The following is a 17,742-nucleotide window of genomic DNA, read 5'->3' as shown; positions in this document are numbered from 1 at the left end:
GTCAAATTTCGTACACCGAATAAAAAACCCGCAAAACAGGCATTTGCGAACTAATGAGAACGGATCCACAAAAACACTGTAAACCGGGTGAATCGAAATTCGCGTTGTGCATAAGCGCTCGACCAAAAGACATAACCGAACGGCGAATTCACAACAACGCACGCAAGAACAGCATGCCCTGACACCTCGTTTTGGACCGCCCGATGACGATTTACGAGCAGCGAACGTCATCGACAGGGCGCCCAGCAAAAATAGTCAGAATTCAGGGGTTTACAGAACCTTCCCAATCGCTATAATCGTCGCCCTGACATGCCGGTATAGCTCAGATGGTAGAGCAACTGACTTGTAATCAGTAGGTCCCGGGTTCGATTCCTGGTGCCGGCACCATACAAAACAAAGCCCTCGTAGCAATACGAGGGCTTTGTTGTTTCTGCTGTCTGGAAAACCCAGATCTTAGTGACCCGCGCTCTGCCCGCCATCCACGTGGAGGATTTCGCCAGTGACGAACTTGGCGCCGTCCAGGTACACGACCGCGTTGGCGATGTCATCGATCTCGCCCATGTGCCCGACCGGGTGCAGAGCGCCCAGTGCGGCGTGGGTTTCTTCGCCGTGCATTGGGGTCTTGATGATGCCAGGCGATACAGCATTCACCCGAATGCCGCGCTTGGCGTATTCGATGGCCAGGGATTTGGTTGCCGCGTTCAAGCCACCTTTGGTCAGCGAGGCCAGTACCGATGGCACGCCGTCGATGGCGTGGTCCACCAGGCTGGTGGTGATGTTGACCACGTGGCCGCTGCCCTGTTTTTCCATCTCGGCGATGGCCAGTTGGGTGATGTAGAAGAAGCCGTTGACATTCACCGACAACACGTTGGCGTAGTCTTCAGCGGTGTACTGGGTGAACGGCTTGGCGATGAAGATCCCGGCGTTGTTGATCAGGGTGTCGACACGGCCGAAGCGTGCGATCGCTTCACGGATTACGCGCTGTGCAGTCTCTGGTTCGCCAATGTCGCCGGCCACGGTGAGGATGTCTGGATCGGTGGATGGCTTGATCGAGCGCGAGGTCGCGACGATCTGGTAGCCGAGCTCGCGGAAGGCCTTGACCATGCCGTCGCCCAGACCTTGGGATGCGCCAGTGATGACAACGACTTTTTTCGAATTGCTCATGATGAACCTCTACTCATAAATGATGGTTTGAAAAAAACTTGGTAATCAGGCTTTCGCCATTTGTCTCAACATCTGTTCGTAGTACTCGACCGACTGCGAACCGGACACCAGGTGACGGCCGTTGAGCACCAGGGCCGGGACCGAATTGATGCCGTGCTGGTGATAGAACGCTTCAAGCTCACGTACCTCGTCAGCAAAAGCGCCCGACGCCAACACCTCGCGTGCACGGCCCTCGTCCAGTCCGGCTTCACCCGCCAGCCGTACCAGCGTCTGCTGATCGCTCGGGTTCTGGCCTTCGCTGAAGTAAGCGCGAAGCAGGATCTTCTTCAGTGCCACCTGGCGTCCCTCTTCCAGCGCCCAGAGCAATAACCGGTGAGCGTCGAAGGTGTTGTAGAAGTGGGTGCGCTTCTCCAGGTCGAACTTGAAGCCGATGGCATTGCCGCGTTCGATCTGCATTGCTTTGCCATTGGCGACGTCCTGGGCGGTACGTCCGTATTTGCGCATCAAATGCTCGACCGCTTTTTCGCCTTCGGGCGGCATGTTCGGGTTCAGCTCGAAAGGCTTGTAGGTCAGCTCGACCGCCACCTCACCCGCCACGTTCTCGATCGCCTGCTCCAGCGCCGTCGCCCCCAGTGCGCACCATGGGCACACCACATCGGAGACGAAATCGATGGTGACTGAAGGCGTCATGACTGCCCCTCGTCCGCCAGTTGCTTGCGGTACTGGGTGGTGGTGATCCCGGCGTAGCCCCAGTTATCGGTGTCGACTTCCTCGATCACGATGTGGGTCAGGTCAGGGCGTTTGTTGAGGACGCGTTCCAGTGTTTCAGTGATCTCGGCGATCACCTGAGCTTTCTGCTCAGTGGTAACGCCATCGCGGGTGATGCGTACGCTTACGAAAGGCATGAGGGAAACTCCAGTGACCTTCCCGTCGGGATGATGGGAGAGGCGTTGGAGCTCAATGTAGGGAGTTCGCTGGAGGGGATAAAGGTGGGGACGGGAACATCATTAGTTACGTGGCGTAATAGATTCCTGCGTCAATGATGGCTCCGCCGGGAATATTCTCCGTTCGTTCTGAAGAAAAAGCCCCGAGTCATTCGGGGCTTTTCATTTTCGCGCGTTCGTCGGCGTAACGTTTAAATTCATTACTGTCGCGGCTTAGCAACTGCATCAGTTTCGGATGGATAAACAGCTTCTCCTTGCCCACCTGAATTTCCTCCAACACACCAATGGACACGAGATCCTTAAGGTGACGTGAAGCAGCCTGTCGTTGAGCAACTTTCTTGTCGACCACGTTGCTGATGCGGCAGTAGGGCTGTTCGAAGATGACGTCCACCAACTCCCGTGAGTAGGTTTTGGGTAGTTGGTCACGCACAAATTGAGTGGTGTGTTCGGACAATGCGCGGATTGCGGCAATTTTGGCGGTCGTCCAACGCGCGGTTTCCTCTACTGCACTGAGCATGAACAACAGCCATGGCTCCCACGCCTGCTGGGTCGTCACCTCCAGCAAGAGTCGATAGTAATCGGCACGCTGGGCAATGATGTAGCGGCTGAGGTACAGAATTGGCAGGTTCAGCAAGCCTTCCTGAATCAGAAACAGAGTATTGATGACGCGCCCGGTACGACCATTGCCGTCGACAAAAGGATGGATGGCTTCGAATTGATAATGCCCAACCGCCATGCGAACCAGTGGATCGAGATCGGTTTCGTTGTGCAGAAAGCGCTCCCAGTTGGCGAGAAGGTTGCGCTGGTGTTCTTCTCCTTCGGGCGGGGTATAGATGACCTCACCGGTCCGGTCATTGGCGAGCTGCGTGCCGGGTGTGCGGCGAATATCCAGTTTCGCGCCCTTCAACGTACGGCAGATTTCCACGGCGGTGTTGGTGGATAGCGGTCGTTCAGCCAGGGACTGGAATCCTTGGCTCAGCGCCGTTCGATAACGCAGCGCTTCTTTGGTGGCCGGGTCTGCGTGGTTTTCCGTGTCTTGGGCATGCTGGAACAGCAAATCCGTGGTGGTGACGATGCTTTCTATTTCCGAGCTAGCCTTGGCTTCGAGCAACGGAATGGTATTGATCAGAACCGTCTGGTTAGGAATCAACTCTGCTGCCTGTTTCAACTCGGCCAAGGCCGTGCGTGCCTCAATACATTTTTTGAGGACTGCACGTGTTTCCAGCTCGACTCCCGGCGGCAGCAGTGGAAGTTGGTTGTATGGCCTGTCTGCCTGCCATGGCAGCAACGGTTCGGTCATGGATGCATTCCTGATCATTTTGTATGTTTTTTGAGCAGAGATAGACCTCTCTCATGTCGCCAGTGTAGACATGAGTGCATAACGTGTCGCAATTTTCCACTTTTTGCGACACGTCCTCGGAACATGTCGCCGCGGACGACACGTTCACAACACATGTACCCGAAATCGACTTTTGACGACATGACCCATTTAGCACACGAAAAAAAGCCCCGAACCAGTCGGGGCTTCTTTTTACTCAGCCTTGAATCAGGCCTCGCCACTGCTACCGATCATCAGAAAACGTTGATCGGGTAATCCACGAACACACGCACTTCGTTACCGCTGACGTTGTATTCGCTCGACTTCTGCGACACGCGCAGGATGGAGCTGCGCAGCTTGATGCTCAGGTCTTTGGCCGGGCCGCTTTGCACGACGTACTTGAACTGGTTGAAGATTTCGCGCTCGGTGCCGCCTTCGCTGGTAGAGGTGGTGATGTTGTCACCGCGTACGTAGGCGAAGTTGTAGCTCAGGCCCGGTACACCGAAGGTGCTGAAGTCCAGGCCGTAGCCCAGTTGCCAGCTGCGTTCGTCTTCGGCGTTGAAGTCCGACCAGTAGGAGTTGGCCAGGTAGATGGTGTTGCCACCGTCACCGACGCGACCTTGATCCTTCTGGTAGCCGCCGTAGGCGTAGCCCAGGTTGCTGTCGCCGGTGCTGCGCTGGTGCGCCAGGGTGAACGAGTGTGGGCCGGTGGCAAAGGTGGCTGCCAGGCTCCAGATCTTGTTGTCGTCGCCGGTGAGGTTGTTGTCGCGAACGTAGGAATCATCCAGCTTGGTGCGATAGCCGTTGAAGTCCAGGGTCAGGGACTGATCCTTGTCGATCGGGAACACGTAGTTGGCGTTCACGTATTGCTTCTTCAATACGTCTTCGACGTCGGACGCGTACAACGCAGCCTTGAATTGTTCGGTGAACTGGTAGCTGCCGCCCAACACATTAATCGACTTCAGGCCGCCGCTGTCATGGCCTTCGGCGCTTTTACGCGATTCGGCGGTGAAGCGACCGGCGTTCAATTCCAGGCCCTTGATCTCCTTGGAGGTGATCAGGGTGCCGGTGTAGCTTTCCGGAAGCAGGCGACCGTTGTCGTAGCTCAGTACCGGCAGGACCGGCATTTGGTCGCCGTAAGTCAGCGTTGTGCTGGACAGGCGGAATTTGACCGCAGCGCCTGCTTTGGCCAAGTCGTCAGCCGGTTCGCCGCTGGCACCCTTTTTGAAAAAATCGATGCCTTGGGCGCCGCTACGGTCTTCATTGCGCTCCAGGTTGAGCGCGTACAGACCAAAGGCATCCACACCCACACCGATGGTGCCTTGGGTGAAGCCGGACGAGAATGTACCGATGGCCGCTTGGCCCCACTCGGACTTGTCCGGGTTGCCGTCTTTGTAGTCACGGTTCATGTAGGCGTTGCGCAGCAGCACTTTGAGGCTGCTTTCTTCAACAAAACCCTTGGATTCGGCCTGGTCGTTAGCCATGGCCTGCGTAGCGCTCAAAATCCCCAGAGCGATCAGGCTGATTCGCTTGTTCAACATGTTGTTTTCCTTATTACGGGTTGAAACGCGCTGTGTCGATCGGCTGAAACGGCGCTATCGCACTCTTTTTTCATTCCGCAAAGAAAAAGGCCCGCCCACGATCAGTCGCGGCGGGCCTTTTATTATTTTTCGGTCATGGCGGTCTGCCACAGGCGTTGGGCAGGATCGTAGCTGCGGTGTTAACGATATGTCAATTTCATGAATCGTCTGTAAATAGGCGTAAATCGTCTAAGAAGTGAGGTTCCTTGGCAGAAAAACTCAAACCGTGTCAGGCGCGAAGCAACCTGCGCCCACAAAAAAAGCGCTGCCATCCCGGCAGCGCTTTTCTTTTATCAATCCATTGTTTTTCTTCTTATCCTTCCATCACATCCCATAACGCATCCAGTTCTGCCTCGCTGAATAAACCAGCGGGGTAGCGTTCGATCATCGTCCGGCGCGGATCACTATGTGTGGTCTGACGCGTTCCTTTGGACTTGAACCAATTCGCCAGAGTCTGGAGCGATTCAGCATTTACCGCCAGGGGATGCAACGCCCGGTCGCTCACCACATTTACATCGGCGTTCATTTCAGCGCTCTCTCCTGGTTTGCGAGCGGCCTAACTTATCCAAGGTTTATGACAGAACAACTAAGTTCTCCCCCTCCCTGTTTTGCGCCATGAGCGATACAAGAGCTATGCCAAGGTGCCTTGAATGTCGACGAGCGGATACAAAAAAGCCCGCCGTCCAGAAGGACTGCGGGCTCTATACCAGTTGGTGCGCGAAAACGTTTGCCTGATTTTTTTTGCAACTATCTCAAGCTGTTACGAGGGCACTCATTCCTTGTGTGGCGCTGGCTGCTGTTGGGTAAGGCAGTGAATGTTACCGCCCCCCAGTAACAGTTCACGACCTGGAACCATGACCACTTCGTGCTGCGGGAACAGTGTCTGCAAAATCTCTTTTGCCGGAACATCCAGTGGGTCGTCGAAACTCGGGGCAATGATGCCGCCGTTGACGATCAGGAAGTTGACGTAAGAGCCGGCCAGACGCACGCTCGGGTTACGCTCCTGAGTCCCGTCGACCGGATCGACACCGGCACATTCTTCCTCGGTCGCATACAGCGGCCCTGGAATCGGCATCTTGTGCACCGTGAACGGGCGGCCCTTGGCGTCGGTGCTGTTTTGCAGCACCTTCATGGCCGCCTGGCAACGTGGGTAGTTCGGGTCCTGTGGATCGTCTGTCCAGGCCAACAGCACTTCACCCGGACGCACATAGCAGCAGAAGTTATCCACATGGCCATCGGTTTCGTCGTTGAACAGACCGTCCGGCAGCCAGATGATCTTATCCACAGCCAGATTGTCTTTGAGCACCGCTTCGATTTCTGCACGGTTCAGGTGCGGATTGCGATTGCGGTTGAGCAGGCATTCTTCAGTGGTGATCAGCGTGCCTTCGCCATCGACATGGATCGAACCGCCTTCGAGCACGAAGCCCTCGGTGCGATAACGTGGGCTGCGCTCGATTTCGAGGATCTTGCCGCCCACTTGTGAGTCGCGGTTCCACGGCGAATACAGGCCGCCGTCGAAACCACCCCACGCGTTGAAATCCCAGTTCACGCCCCGGACCTCGCCGCTGTTGTTGATGACGAAGGTCGGGCCGGTGTCCCGAACCCAGGCGTCGTCGCTGGACATCTCGACCACGCGGATGTTCGGAACGTCGAGGCGTGCACGGGCGTTTTCGTATTGGCCGGCGGACACCGCCACGGTGACAGGTTCAAAACGGGCGATAGCCTTGGCCACCGCGACGTGCGCGGCTTGTGCAGGCTTGCCGCCCAGGCGCCAGTTGTCCGGGCGCTCAGGCCAGATCATCCAGGTCTGGGTCTGGGGTGCCCACTCGGCCGGCATGTAGAAGCCATCTGCGCGAGGGGTGCTTTTCAAAGTGGTCATGTCGATCAGGACTCCAGGGTACCGTCGAGGGTTTTCAGCGCGCCGTACAAGTTCGGACGACGGTCACGGAACGAGCCCCACGCGCTACGGATGTGTTCCAGTTGGTCGAGGTCGAAGGTGTGAACCAGGATGCCTTCTTCGGTTTCGTTGAGTTCCTGCACCTTCTCGCCGAACTGGTTGGCGATGAACGACGAACCATAGAAGGTTATGTCATAGCCGTCTTGTTCTTCGTTGCCAATGCGATTACTGGCGATCAGCGGCATCAGGTTAGCGCCGGCGTGGCCCTGTTGCACGCGTTGCCAGTGATCACGGGATGAAATGGTCTTGTCGTGGGGTTCGCTGCCGATGGCAGTCGGGTAGAACAGGATTTCCGCGCCTTGCAGCGCCATGCTGCGCGCAGCCTCGGGGAACCACTGGTCCCAGCAGATGCCCACGCCGATTTTCGCGTAACGGGTGTTCCACACCTTGAACCCGGTGTCGCCCGGGTTGAAGTAGTACTTCTCGTGATAGCCAGGGCCATCCGGAATGTGGCTTTTACGATAAATCCCGAGGTTGCTGCCGTCGGCATCGATGATCGCGATGCTGTTGAACCGCGCACGGCCCGCCAGTTCGTAGAAGCTGATCGGCAACACGACTTGCAGCTCCTTGGCGACTTTCTGGAAGTGCTTGATGGCGACGTTGTCTTCCACCGTTGTCGCCAGTTGCAGGTAATCCGGGTTCGGCTTCTGGCAGAAGTACGGCGCTTCGAACAATTCCTGGATGAGGATGATTTGCGCGCCTTTGGCGGCGGCTTCACGGACCAGTCTTTCAGCGACCTCAATGTTGCCTTCGAGGTCCCAGGAACAGGCCATTTGCGTGGCAGCGACAGTAACGTTACGGCTCATGAAGCATCTCCGGGCAAGTGCGTGACGGTCGGGCATGGTTCATCCACACCCTGGCATTGGCGACTTTATATCCGATAAAAATCGGCTTTTGAAGCTTTTAGTTCGCCTTTCGTCTTAAATCACCCACTTAAACCCGATAACAATCGACTTTCACATACCCCATGTAGGAGCTGCCGCAGGCTGCGATCTTTTGATCTTCAAAGCCGTTACTGGCGCCAAAAAGTCAAAAGATCGCAGCCTGCGGCAGCTCCTACAGGGGATCAGCGGTGATACTTACAGTCCTTCGCTTAGCACCTTCGAAAGCATGTCCACGAAGAAATCCACGCTCTGGCGCGAAGTGACCATCGGCGGCTTGATCTTCAACACGTTCAGGTAATCGCCCGTCGGTTGCATGAAAATCCCCAGCTCTCGCAAGCGATCGCACAGCGCGGTGGTTTCTTCGGTGGCCGGTTCCAGGGTTTCACGGTTGCGGATCAATTCCACCCCCAGATAGAACCCGGAGCCGTGCACGGCACCGACCAACGGATGAATATCGATCAGCGCTTCAAGTCGCTCCTTGAAGTACCCGCCAACGACCTGGGCGTTTTCCCAGAGTTTTTCCTCCTCCATCACATCCAGCACCGCCATGCCGATCTGACAACTGACCGGGCTGCCACCGGCGGACGAGAAGAAGTAGCCCTCGGCCTCCAGCGCTTCGGCGATTTCCCGGCGGGTGATCACCGCGCCCAGCGGCTGTCCGTTACCCATGCCCTTGGCCATGGTGATGATGTCCGGTACCACGCCCTGCTCTTCAAAACCCCAGAAGAAATGTCCCATGCGGCCGTAGCCAACCTGCACTTCGTCGGCGATGCACACGCCGCCCTGGGCACGAACCATTGCGTAGACCTGCTGCAAATAACCCGGTGGCAGGGAGATGCCGCCGGCATTGCCGTATACCGGCTCGCAAATGAACCCGGCCAGTTGACGATCTTGCCTGGCGATTTTCGCCAGGTTGTGTTCGACGCTGCGCACGTAGTCCGGCGCGCTGTCAGGGCCGCGGAATTCACCGCGATAGGTGTTCGGCGCGGTCACCGGGTGCACCCAGTCCGGGCGGCTGCTCAAGGCCTTGGGGTTGTCGGCGATCGAAGTCGATACCGCATCCGCGCCTACGGTCCAGCCGTGATAGGCCTCCAGCACGCTGAGCATGTCGCGCCCGCCGCTGTAGGCCCACGCCAGGCGAATCGCCAGGTCGTTGGCTTCGCTGCCGCTGTTGACCAGGAATACCCGGTCCATGCCCTCGGGCGCCAATTTCAGCAGGCGCTCGGAGAACTCGGCCACGGCCGCGTAGTTGAACCGCGAGTTGGTGTTGAGCAACGACCACTGGCGGCTGGCGACTGCCGCCATGCGCGGATGGCCGTGGCCGAGTACCGCGACGTTGTTGAGCATGTCGAGGTACGAGCGGCCCTGCATGTCGATCAGGTGGTTGCGCCAGCCGCGTTCGATGCGCGGCGGGTCGACGTAATAGTGTTTTTGCGTGCGGGCGAAACTGGCGCCACGGCGGGCCAGCAAGGTCTGTGAATCGAGTTCCTCCTGCGCATCGCAAGCCAGTCCCAGCAGCGTCGCGGGCGATGGGCACAGCGCTTGCCATGCGGCGGCACGTGAAGGTGTACAAAACAACGGCGCGCTGAACGAAGCCCCTCGGCACAGCTGCACGATCAACGGTCCGCTGACCGAGCCCAGCACCTGGCCCTTGACCAGCGCCGCGCCGCTATGCAGCGAGGGCGTGACACCCCACAGCCGCACGCTCAATTGCGGACCGTCCAGTTGCAACACCCCGGGCATCGGCTGGTGCACCACCCCGGCGAACGGCGCTTCGACGGCCGTGCCGTGGGGTACGCGCAATTCGACGTGCAGAGGGCAGGTATCCGGCTCGCTGGCCGTGTCAGGGCGCGTGCGTGACAACCGGTATTGCCCATAACGACTGGCCGCCAGGCCGTGGACAGCGGCGGCCTCATCCAACAGGCGCTGATCGATGCCTTCCTGCTCCCAGTTACCGGCCTCGAAATGCGGGCTGAGCACGCCCAGGTCGATCAACGCAAACTCACGCCCCACCAGGCTCGGCAGCAGCGGGGCGAAGCCTTCGCTGCCGATGCCCGGAAGGCTCTGCCCGACAGCCGACAGGATAGCCGTTTCCATCAGCGCCAACGGTACCGACGTGGCCACACGGAAGATCTCCCATTCGTGGACCAGGTTGTCGCGGCTGTAGGTATTGCCCGGATCGATGCTCACCTGTTGTTCACCACTGAGCACCAACACCGCTGCGCGAGCGACGATCAGCGGCCACAGCGCCAGCAGTTCTTCATGCTGCAACGGATTGACCGCGTGATACGCCTGTACCGCTGGCAAAATACAGAACGGATCGCCTTCGCCATGATGCAACAACGCTGCACAGGTCACCGACAGATCGGTAATGCGCCAGGTTCGGATCAAGTCGCCGAAATCGATCACACCTTGCAGTTGCCAATGGCGTTGCGCATCGCGCTGCCACACCACGTTGTCGTCGGTGATGTCCATGTGAATGGCCTGCACCGGCAACTTGTCTTGCAGCGGCAACAAATGGCGCTCGGCCTGCTCGGACGCTTCAACGATCAGTCGGCGTTGGGCTTCATCCTTGATCACCGGCAACAGATGCGCGATCAGTGCGTGGGCGTGACGCGCGTCCCACTGCAGGGTTCGCACCAGCCCAGGATGGTCAAAATCCGCCAGTGCCAGGTCCATTTCACCGCACAGCCGCCCGAAACCGGCGACCACCGTTCGATTGAAATGCTCGAGGTGCGTCAGGGACTGGCCCTCGATGTAGTCCAGCAAACGCACATGCACCGCTTGGCCAGCGACCTCCAGGGACAACAGGTCCGCCCCGTTTTTCGCCGCAATCACACGCGGCACGTGCACATCAGGATGTTCAGCCAGATGCTTGAGCCCGGCATGCTGGGCTTGCAACTCCAGCGCCGAATAGTCGCCCCGGCAGATTTTCAGGACATAACGCCCTTGAGCACTGTCGACGCGAAAGTTCAGATCCTGCTGGCTGCCAAGGGCCTGCAACGTACCGTCGAACCCGTAATGCGCCTGCAAAAGCTCAAGCGCTTGCTCGGCAGAGACTTGCGGGCTGGGCAAACTGGCGCGATGAATCAACGTGGCGAGCGGCATACAACGACCCCTGAAATTTTATTAGGCGCCTATATCGCCACTGCTCGGGGCGATACGCAACCCCCCTTCAGCCGGCTGGCAAGCGGCTGGATCGGTCAACTTCGAAGAAAAAAGCACACGACACTCGCCCTTACAGGCACTCTGGGCAAGAATGGCGACCATCAATGCCCATCGTTGGAGAAACCCATGAATGTTGTGACCACCGACCTGCCCGGTGTTTTGATCATCGAGCCCAAGGTTTTCGGTGACGATCGTGGTTTTTTCTACGAAAGTTTCAACGCGAAGGTTTTCAAGGAAGCCACTGGCCTTAGCACTCAATTCATTCAGGACAACCATTCGCGCTCGCAAAAAGGCGTGCTGCGCGGGCTGCATTACCAACTTGAGAATACCCAGGACAAACTGGTTCGGGTCTGTGCCGGGGAAATCCTTGATGTGGCTGTTGATGTGCGGCGCAGTTCGCCACATTTCGGCCAGTGGGTTGCCGTGCGTCTTTCTGCGCAGAACAATCGCCAACTGTGGATTCCCAAGGGTTTCGCCCACGGTTTCCTGGTGTTGAGTGAGTTCGCCGAGGTTTTGTACAAAACCACTGAGTACTACAACCCATCGGCCGAACGCAGCATTCGCTGGGACGACCCCGACCTGGCCATCGACTGGCCGCTCGATACTGCGCCGCAACTGTCGGCCAGGGACCAGGCCGCGGCATTTTTCAAGGACGCCGACGTCTTCGACTGACACACCGCTCGCACCGGCCGCAAGGTGCGCAGACTGCGTCGGCAAGCCTAGGCATAATGCACCTGTATCCACAGGCGCTCGATGCTCATGACTCCAACCCTTCCCCGCAGACCCCGCTGGCGCAGCCTGGCCCTGCTCGCACTGTGCCTGGCGCCCTTGCTGTGGCCGCTGGAGCATCTGGCCGAGCGCTATTACCGCAGCGAATTGGCTGGGCAGAATCGCCAGACCCTCGATCTCTACGTCGCCAACCTGCTGGGCACCCTGCACCGTTATGAAGTACTGCCGCAGATCCTCGGCGACCTGCCGGCCCTGCGCGCCGTGCTTGGCGCGCCAGACGATGGTGTCACCCAAGGCAACGCCAATCGCCTGCTGAAGAACATCAGTAACCAGACCGGCGCCGAAGTCATGTACCTGATGGACACGACGGGCAAGACCCTGGCCGCCTCCAACTGGGACAAGCACGACAGCTTCGTCGGCCGCAACTTTGCCTTCCGGCCGTACTTCAGCGAAGCCATGGCTGGGCGGCTCGGGCGATTTTTCGGGCTGGGCACCACGTCCGCCAAACGGGGCTACTTCTTTGCCGCCGCCGTGCGAGAGGGCGAAAAAATCATCGGCGTGCTGGTAGTCAAGGTCGACCTCGACCACACCGAGAGCCTATGGGGCAAAACCCCGGAGCAACTGCTGCTGACCGATCACAACGGCGTGGTCATCCTCACCTCGCGGCCGGAATGGCGTTTTCGTTCGACCCGTGAGTTGAGCGAAGAAGAGCGCAAGGCCATTACCGCGATCCAGCCCTACCCCACCCGCGAACCCAAGCCGCTCAAGCTCAATCCCAATGCCTGGTTGACCCAGACTCAGCCGATCGCGGAAACCGGCTGGAACGTCAGCATCCTCGCTCCGCGCACCCTGATCGATCGTCCGGTGCGCACGGTGGTCGCCATCGGTGGCGCGACGCTGCTGGTGTTGATGCTGTTGCTCGGCCTGATGATGCAACGCCGCCGTCATTACCTGGAACGCATCGCCTTCGAAGCCAAGGCCCGACGCGAACTGGAAGGCCGGGTGGCTGAACGTACCAGCGACCTTGAGGGCCTCAACCGCCGACTCAAACAGGAAGTGCTGGAGCGCGAACAGGCCCAGCAAGAACTGGTTCGCGCCCAGGATGACCTGGTGCAGGCTGGCAAGCTCTCGGCGCTGGGAACGATGTCGGCTAGCATCAGCCACGAGCTCAACCAACCGCTGGCAGCCATCCGCAGCTACGCGGAAAACGCCGAAGTGTTGCTCGACCACCAGCGCACCGACGATGCCCGTGGCAACCTCAAGCTGATCAGCGAACTGACCGGGCGCATGGCGTCGATCATCGCTCACCTGCGCGCCTTTGCCCGGCGCGACCGCCACGCCCCGGAAAGCGTCGCCCTGCAACCGGCGCTGGACGATGCCCTGGCCTTGTTGGCCAAGCGCCGGCGCAGCATGGAAGTCGAGCTGATCCGCGATTTGCCCGCCGCCACATTGTGGGTCGAGGCCGGAGAAACCCGCCTGCGCCAGGTGCTGGGCAACCTGCTGGCCAACGCCCTCGATGCCCTGACGGAAAAAGGTCCGCCGCGTAAACTCTGGCTGAGTGCCCAATCCACGGGCGAAGGCGTCAACCTGTACATTCGCGATAACGGCCCCGGTTTCTGCCTGGAGGCCCTGGGCCGCGCCAGCGAGCCCTTCTACACCACCAAGACCCGTACCCAGGGGCTTGGGTTGGGGCTGGCGATCTGCGAGACCCTGATGCGCGCCTTCGGCGGCGAACTGTCGTTCGCCAACCACAAGGAGGGCGGCGCCCTGATTACCCTGAAGCTACGCGCAGGCGCACCGGGTGTGAGCCTGCAACCGTCCGAGGACCGAAGTGCATGAGCATCGACAATCGCATCCAGGTCGTGTTGATCGACGACGATCCCCACCTGCGCCAGGCCTTGAGCCAGACCCTGGACCTCGCCGGCCTGAAGATTCTGCCGCTGGCCGAAGCCAAGGGCCTGGCCGCACAACTGGAGCGCGACTGGCCAGGCGTGGTCGTCAGCGATATTCGCATGCCAGGCATGGACGGCATCGAACTGCTGACCGAACTCCACGCCCAGGATCCGGAACTGCCGGTGCTGTTGATCACCGGCCACGGCGATGTGCCGCTGGCGGTGCAAGCCATGCGCGCCGGTGCCTATGATTTTCTGGAAAAACCCTTCGCCAGCGATGCGCTGCTCGACAGCGTGCGCCGTGCCCTGGCCTTGCGCCGACTGGTGCTGGACAACCGCAGCCTGCGCCTGGCCCTGAGCGATCGCAATGAATTGAGCACGCGCCTGGTCGGGCAGTCGCCCTCGATGCTGCGTCTGCGCGAGCAAATCGGCGCCTTGGCGGCAACTCGGGCAGACGTGCTGATCCTCGGCGAGACCGGGGCCGGCAAGGAAGTGGTCGCACGAGCCTTGCATGACCTGTCGAGTCGGCGCAGTGGTCCGTTCGTGGCGATCAACGCCGGAGCGTTGGCCGAGTCGGTGGTCGAAAGCGAGTTGTTCGGGCATGAGCCCGGTGCTTTCACGGGCGCGCAGAAACGCCGCATCGGCAAGTTCGAATTTGCCAACGGTGGCACGTTGTTTCTCGATGAGATCGAAAGCATGAGCCTGGATGTCCAGGTGAAATTGCTGCGCTTGCTGCAGGAGCGGGTGGTCGAACGCCTGGGCGGCAACCAACTGATCCCGCTGGACATCCGCATCATCGCCGCCACCAAGGAAGACCTGCGCCAGGCCGCCGATCAGGGCCGATTCCGTGCCGACTTGTACTATCGCCTGAACGTCGCGCCATTGCGCATTCCCCCCCTGCGCGAACGCGGTGAGGACGCGCTGGTGCTGTTCCAGCATTTCGCCGATGAAGCCAGCGCCCGCCACGGCTTGCCGCCCCATGAACTGCAACCCGGACAACGCGCCCTGCTGTTGCGCCACGCCTGGCCCGGCAACGTGCGCGAGTTGCAGAATGCTGCCGAACGCTTCGCCCTTGGCCTGGAACTGGCGCTGGATAACAACGAGGTGCAAGGCACGGTCGGCACGACGGTAGAAATGGTCAGCGGCGGGTTGAGCGAGCAAGTGGAAAACTTCGAAAAAACCTTGATTGCCGCCGAACTGGCGCGCTCGCACAGCTCGGTGCGCAGCGTCGCCGAAGCGCTTGGCATTCCACGCAAGACCTTGCATGACAAATTGCGCAAGCACGGCTTGAGCTTCGCCGATAGTGGCGCCCCCACCCACAGCGACGACCTCGATTGAGCCACCGCCCACTTATCCACTGCAAACAAGAGGCCCCTGAATGAGCCGCGACAGTCGTCAACTGGAATCCGTCCTCCATCACGACATTCCCCTCACCCGGGACATGGGCCTGAAGGTGCTCGACTGGCACGATCAACAACTGCGCCTGTACTTGCCGCTGGACGCCAACGTCAATCACAAGAGCACCATGTTCGGCGGCAGCCTGTATTGTGGCGCAGTGCTGGCCGGTTGGGGCTGGCTGCATCTGCGCCTCAAAGAAGAAGGGATAACCGACGGACACATCGTTATTCAGGAAGGGCAGATCAACTACCCGCTGCCGGTGACAGGGGATGCACATGCCATTTGCCAGGCGCCGGGTGCACAGGTGTGGAAGAAATTCCTGGCGATGTATCAGCGATACGGACGGGCGCGGCTGGTCCTGCACACGCGGGTGGTGAACGCGGGTAGCGATGAGGATGCGGTGAAGTTCGAAGGGCAATACGTGTTGCACCGGTAAATCAAAGGTTCGCAGCCTGCGGCAGCTCCTACAGGGTTATGTGTATACCTGTAGGAGCTGCCGCAGGCTGCGATCTTTTGATTTTAATCTCGAGCCAGCGCCAACAGTTTCTCCCGCCATGCAGCCTTGGCCGGCAGTGCGAGGAAAAATTCGTTCAGCAGCGATTCCCGCGCCGGATAGCAGAACGGAGCGCCATTGAGATCCAGCACCTCGCCACCCGCCCCTTCCAGCACGCCTTGCGCCGCCGCCGTGTCCCACTGCGAAGTCGGCGCCAGCCGTGGATAACAATCCGCCGCCCCCTCGGCCAACAGGCAGAATTTCAGGGAGCTGCCGATACTGGCCAGTACCAGTTCACCCAGGCTGGCACTCAATCCGGCCAGCAAGCGTTCCTGTTGTGGACTGGAATGGCGACGGCTGGCCACCACGGTGAACGGTTGGCCAGGCTCCAGCACCTCACGCACCTGAATCGCCACGGGCGTACCCCCCTGATCGCAACGCCACGCGCCGAGCTCGGAGCCTCCGACATAGTAACGCCCGCTAGTCGGCATCGACACCACGCCAAATACCACGCGCCCCTGTTCGATCAACGCGATGTTGACGGTGAACTCTTCGCTGCCGCTAATGAATTCCTTGGTCCCGTCCAACGGATCGACCAACCACCAGCGCTGCCAACTGGCGCGAACACTCTGCGGGATGTTGGCGTCTTCTTCGGACAACACCGGAATACTCGGATCAAGCGCCGTCAGCCCGGCCAGAATCAGATGGTGAGCAGCCATGTCTGCGGCAGTCACGGGTGAATCGTCAGTCTTGGCAGTCACCGCCGTGCCGACGCGCCAAAACGGCAAGATCGCCTCGCCGGCCTTCAATGCCAGCTCGACCACCGGCGCCATCAACGGATGGGGAAAATTCATGGCTGGAACACCCCGCGCTGGATCAGCAGGTCACGGGCCAGGTACAACGCCGCCAAGGCACGGCCTTCAGTGAACTTCGGGTTCTGCGCCAGCGCCGACAATTCGCGCAGGTTGATCTTGTCCACGCCCATCGGCTCCGGCTCGTCACCTTCCAGGCGCTCTTCGTACAGATCAGTGGCCAACACCACCTGGATTTTCTGGCTCATGTAACCAGGTGACAACGACAGCTCGGTCAGATGTTCCAACTGTCGCGCGCCATAACCTGCCTCTTCCTTGAGCTCGCGTTCGGCTGCCGCCAAAACGTCCTCGCCTGGCTCGATCAAGCCTTTAGGCAGGGATAATTCGTATGCATCGGTACCGCCGCAGTACTCTTCGACCAATACGGCATGGTCGGCATCGAGCATCGCAACGATCATCACGGCACCATAGCCTGCGCCCTTGCCGACCAATCGCTCATAGGTGCGCTCTACGCCGTTGGAAAAACGCAGCTTCAGCTCTTCGACGCAGAACAAACGGCTGGTGGCGACAATCTCGCGGGCGAGGATGGTGGGTTTCTGGCGCATGAGCGGCTCCTGGGCGATAGCGGGTTACTATACCCGGCCTATCCTGATTGTTGTCCCCGGATACCTTTTTTTACCGTTGGAGAAGTCTTTATGTCCCTGCTGCCCTGGCACGACATCGATACCGTTCTGCTGGACATGGACGGCACGCTGCTGGACCTGCACTTCGACAACCATTTCTGGCTGGAGCACTTGCCCCAGCGTTATGCCGAACTGCACGGGGTGAGCCGGGCAATGGCCGAACTGGAATTGCAGCCGTTATTTGAACGCAATGCCGGTCAGCTGCAGTGGTACTGCCTGGATTTCTGGAGTACCGAACTGAAACTACCCGTGCGCGAGCTGAAACTGGAAACGGCTCATCTGATCGCCTTGCGCCCGGATGCGGACACCTTCCTGGCGGCGATCAAGCGTGCAGGCAAGCGTGTGGTGCTGATCACCAATGCGCATCGCGATTCGCTGTCATTGAAGCTGGAAAGAATCGAGCTGGCGCCGTATTTCGAACGTTTGATCAGCTCCCACGATTACGGTTTCCCCAAGGAAAACCCGCAGTTCTGGGATGCCTTGCAGGCCGACATCGACTTCGACCCGGCGCGCAGCCTGTTTATCGACGACACACTGCCGATCCTGCGCAGTGCCCGGGAGTTCGGCGTGGCGCATTTACTGGCGGTGAAAGAGCCGGATAGCCGTAAAGGGCCCAAGGACACGGGAGAATTTGCGGCGGTCGGGGATTATCGGGATTTGATAACTGGCCTTTGATTCCTTTAGGAGCTGCCGCAGGCTGCGATCTTTTGACTTTGATCG

General features: G+C 59.4%; 16 protein-coding genes and 1 tRNA gene. 6 read left to right on the top strand and 11 right to left on the bottom strand.

Going from position 1 to position 17,742, the window contains the following annotated elements; translation table 11 throughout:
• Window positions 1–311 precede the first annotated feature (311 nt).
• Window positions 312–387 (top strand) — tRNA-Thr (locus tag QLG10_RS26730).
• Between the two features lie 66 nt (window positions 388–453).
• Here the strand turns inward: QLG10_RS26730 and QLG10_RS26725 are convergent.
• From QLG10_RS26725 to QLG10_RS26685, 9 genes are all read right to left on the bottom strand, one after another.
• Entirely contained in the window at window positions 454–1,164 is a 711-nt protein-coding gene (locus QLG10_RS26725; protein WP_020795757.1) for an SDR family oxidoreductase, read from the bottom strand.
• Between the two features lie 45 nt (window positions 1,165–1,209).
• Complete coding sequence (locus QLG10_RS26720; protein ID WP_110751921.1) at window positions 1,210–1,854, bottom strand: DsbA family oxidoreductase; 645 nt, start codon at window positions 1,852–1,854, stop codon at window positions 1,210–1,212.
• Entirely contained in the window at window positions 1,851–2,069 is a 219-nt protein-coding gene (locus QLG10_RS26715; protein ID WP_020795759.1) for a 4-oxalocrotonate tautomerase family protein, read from the bottom strand. Before QLG10_RS26715 ends, QLG10_RS26720 begins: the two co-directional genes overlap by 4 nt.
• 187 nt (window positions 2,070–2,256) lie before the next feature.
• Window positions 2,257–3,408 (bottom strand): Fic family protein, encoded by a 1,152-nt coding sequence (locus QLG10_RS26710; protein WP_282488303.1) that lies wholly within the window; start codon window positions 3,406–3,408, stop codon window positions 2,257–2,259.
• A gap of 272 nt (window positions 3,409–3,680) precedes the next feature.
• A complete protein-coding gene (locus tag QLG10_RS26705; RefSeq protein WP_282488302.1) occupies window positions 3,681–4,967 on the bottom strand; it encodes an OprD family porin in 1,287 nt (428 codons plus the stop codon).
• A 352-nt stretch (window positions 4,968–5,319) separates the two neighbouring features.
• Window positions 5,320–5,532 carry a hypothetical protein gene (locus QLG10_RS26700; protein WP_110751915.1) on the bottom strand — a complete coding sequence of 71 codons (213 nt, stop codon included), beginning with the start codon at window positions 5,530–5,532 and terminating at the stop codon, window positions 5,320–5,322.
• A 246-nt stretch (window positions 5,533–5,778) separates the two neighbouring features.
• Window positions 5,779–6,885: an agmatine deiminase gene (gene aguA, locus QLG10_RS26695; protein ID WP_188265091.1), complete on the bottom strand. Its 1,107-nt coding sequence runs from the start codon at window positions 6,883–6,885 to the stop codon at window positions 5,779–5,781.
• A gap of 5 nt (window positions 6,886–6,890) precedes the next feature.
• Complete coding sequence (gene aguB, locus QLG10_RS26690) at window positions 6,891–7,769, bottom strand: N-carbamoylputrescine amidase (RefSeq protein ID WP_020795765.1); 879 nt, start codon at window positions 7,767–7,769, stop codon at window positions 6,891–6,893.
• Window positions 7,770–8,042: 273 nt separating this feature from the next.
• Window positions 8,043–10,955 (bottom strand): aminotransferase, encoded by a 2,913-nt coding sequence (locus QLG10_RS26685; RefSeq protein ID WP_282488301.1) that lies wholly within the window; start codon window positions 10,953–10,955, stop codon window positions 8,043–8,045.
• A 186-nt stretch (window positions 10,956–11,141) separates the two neighbouring features.
• Here QLG10_RS26685 and rfbC point away from each other — a divergent pair, with 186 nt between their 5' ends.
• The 4 genes from rfbC to QLG10_RS26665 all read left to right on the top strand — a co-directional run bounded on the left by rfbC (window position 11,142) and on the right by QLG10_RS26665 (window position 15,470).
• Window positions 11,142–11,687 carry a dTDP-4-dehydrorhamnose 3,5-epimerase gene (rfbC, locus tag QLG10_RS26680; protein WP_020795768.1) on the top strand — a complete coding sequence of 182 codons (546 nt, stop codon included), beginning with the start codon at window positions 11,142–11,144 and terminating at the stop codon, window positions 11,685–11,687.
• An 87-nt stretch (window positions 11,688–11,774) separates the two neighbouring features.
• Window positions 11,775–13,583 (top strand): ATP-binding protein, encoded by a 1,809-nt coding sequence (locus QLG10_RS26675; RefSeq protein WP_188265094.1) that lies wholly within the window; start codon window positions 11,775–11,777, stop codon window positions 13,581–13,583.
• Complete coding sequence (locus tag QLG10_RS26670; RefSeq protein WP_110751909.1) at window positions 13,580–14,974, top strand: sigma-54 dependent transcriptional regulator; 1,395 nt, start codon at window positions 13,580–13,582, stop codon at window positions 14,972–14,974. Before QLG10_RS26675 ends, QLG10_RS26670 begins: the two co-directional genes overlap by 4 nt.
• Window positions 14,975–15,014: 40 nt before the next feature.
• Window positions 15,015–15,470 (top strand): YiiD C-terminal domain-containing protein, encoded by a 456-nt coding sequence (locus QLG10_RS26665; protein ID WP_110751907.1) that lies wholly within the window; start codon window positions 15,015–15,017, stop codon window positions 15,468–15,470.
• 83 nt (window positions 15,471–15,553) lie between these two features.
• On the opposite strand, the gene cysQ is transcribed toward QLG10_RS26665, so the two are convergent.
• Window positions 15,554–16,381 (bottom strand): 3'(2'),5'-bisphosphate nucleotidase CysQ, encoded by an 828-nt coding sequence (gene cysQ, locus QLG10_RS26660; RefSeq protein WP_248678714.1) that lies wholly within the window; start codon window positions 16,379–16,381, stop codon window positions 15,554–15,556.
• On the bottom strand, window positions 16,378–16,944 hold the full coding sequence (nudE, locus tag QLG10_RS26655) for an ADP compounds hydrolase NudE (protein ID WP_110751903.1): 567 nt from the start codon (window positions 16,942–16,944) through the stop codon (window positions 16,378–16,380). The genes cysQ and nudE overlap by 4 nt, the downstream gene beginning before the upstream one ends.
• A 90-nt stretch (window positions 16,945–17,034) precedes the next feature.
• On the opposite strand from nudE, the gene yrfG reads away from it, so the two are divergent.
• Window positions 17,035–17,697, top strand: coding sequence for a GMP/IMP nucleotidase (gene yrfG, locus QLG10_RS26650; protein ID WP_110751901.1), 663 nt, complete (start codon window positions 17,035–17,037; stop codon window positions 17,695–17,697).
• Window positions 17,698–17,742: the final 45 nt, after the last annotated feature.

This window comes from Pseudomonas sp. V98_8 (assembly GCF_029967975.1).
In the GTDB taxonomy this organism is placed as follows: domain Bacteria; phylum Pseudomonadota; class Gammaproteobacteria; order Pseudomonadales; family Pseudomonadaceae; genus Aquipseudomonas; species Aquipseudomonas umsongensis.
The sequence above is the reverse complement of the archived record's forward strand: the minus strand, read 5'-3'. Positions and strand labels throughout refer to the sequence as shown.

Bases quoted from the DNA above. Each gene is read 5' to 3' on its own strand.
- QLG10_RS26725 (WP_020795757.1), bottom strand. From the start codon at position 1,164: ATGAGCAATTCGAAAAAAGTCGTTGTCATCACTGGCGCATCCCAAGGT.
- QLG10_RS26720 (WP_110751921.1), bottom strand. From the start codon at position 1,854: ATGACGCCTTCAGTCACCATCGATTTCGTCTCCGATGTGGTGTGCCCA.
- QLG10_RS26715 (WP_020795759.1), bottom strand. From the start codon at position 2,069: ATGCCTTTCGTAAGCGTACGCATCACCCGCGATGGCGTTACCACTGAG.
- QLG10_RS26710 (WP_282488303.1), bottom strand. From the start codon at position 3,408: ATGACCGAACCGTTGCTGCCATGGCAGGCAGACAGGCCATACAACCAA.
- QLG10_RS26705 (WP_282488302.1), bottom strand. From the start codon at position 4,967: ATGTTGAACAAGCGAATCAGCCTGATCGCTCTGGGGATTTTGAGCGCT.
- QLG10_RS26700 (WP_110751915.1), bottom strand. From the start codon at position 5,532: ATGAACGCCGATGTAAATGTGGTGAGCGACCGGGCGTTGCATCCCCTG.
- aguA (WP_188265091.1), bottom strand. From the start codon at position 6,885: ATGACCACTTTGAAAAGCACCCCTCGCGCAGATGGCTTCTACATGCCG.
- aguB (WP_020795765.1), bottom strand. From the start codon at position 7,769: ATGAGCCGTAACGTTACTGTCGCTGCCACGCAAATGGCCTGTTCCTGG.
- QLG10_RS26685 (WP_282488301.1), bottom strand. From the start codon at position 10,955: ATGCCGCTCGCCACGTTGATTCATCGCGCCAGTTTGCCCAGCCCGCAA.
- rfbC (WP_020795768.1), top strand. From the start codon at position 11,142: ATGAATGTTGTGACCACCGACCTGCCCGGTGTTTTGATCATCGAGCCC.
- QLG10_RS26675 (WP_188265094.1), top strand. From the start codon at position 11,775: ATGACTCCAACCCTTCCCCGCAGACCCCGCTGGCGCAGCCTGGCCCTG.
- QLG10_RS26670 (WP_110751909.1), top strand. From the start codon at position 13,580: ATGAGCATCGACAATCGCATCCAGGTCGTGTTGATCGACGACGATCCC.
- QLG10_RS26665 (WP_110751907.1), top strand. From the start codon at position 15,015: ATGAGCCGCGACAGTCGTCAACTGGAATCCGTCCTCCATCACGACATT.
- cysQ (WP_248678714.1), bottom strand. From the start codon at position 16,381: ATGAATTTTCCCCATCCGTTGATGGCGCCGGTGGTCGAGCTGGCATTG.
- nudE (WP_110751903.1), bottom strand. From the start codon at position 16,944: ATGCGCCAGAAACCCACCATCCTCGCCCGCGAGATTGTCGCCACCAGC.
- yrfG (WP_110751901.1), top strand. From the start codon at position 17,035: ATGTCCCTGCTGCCCTGGCACGACATCGATACCGTTCTGCTGGACATG.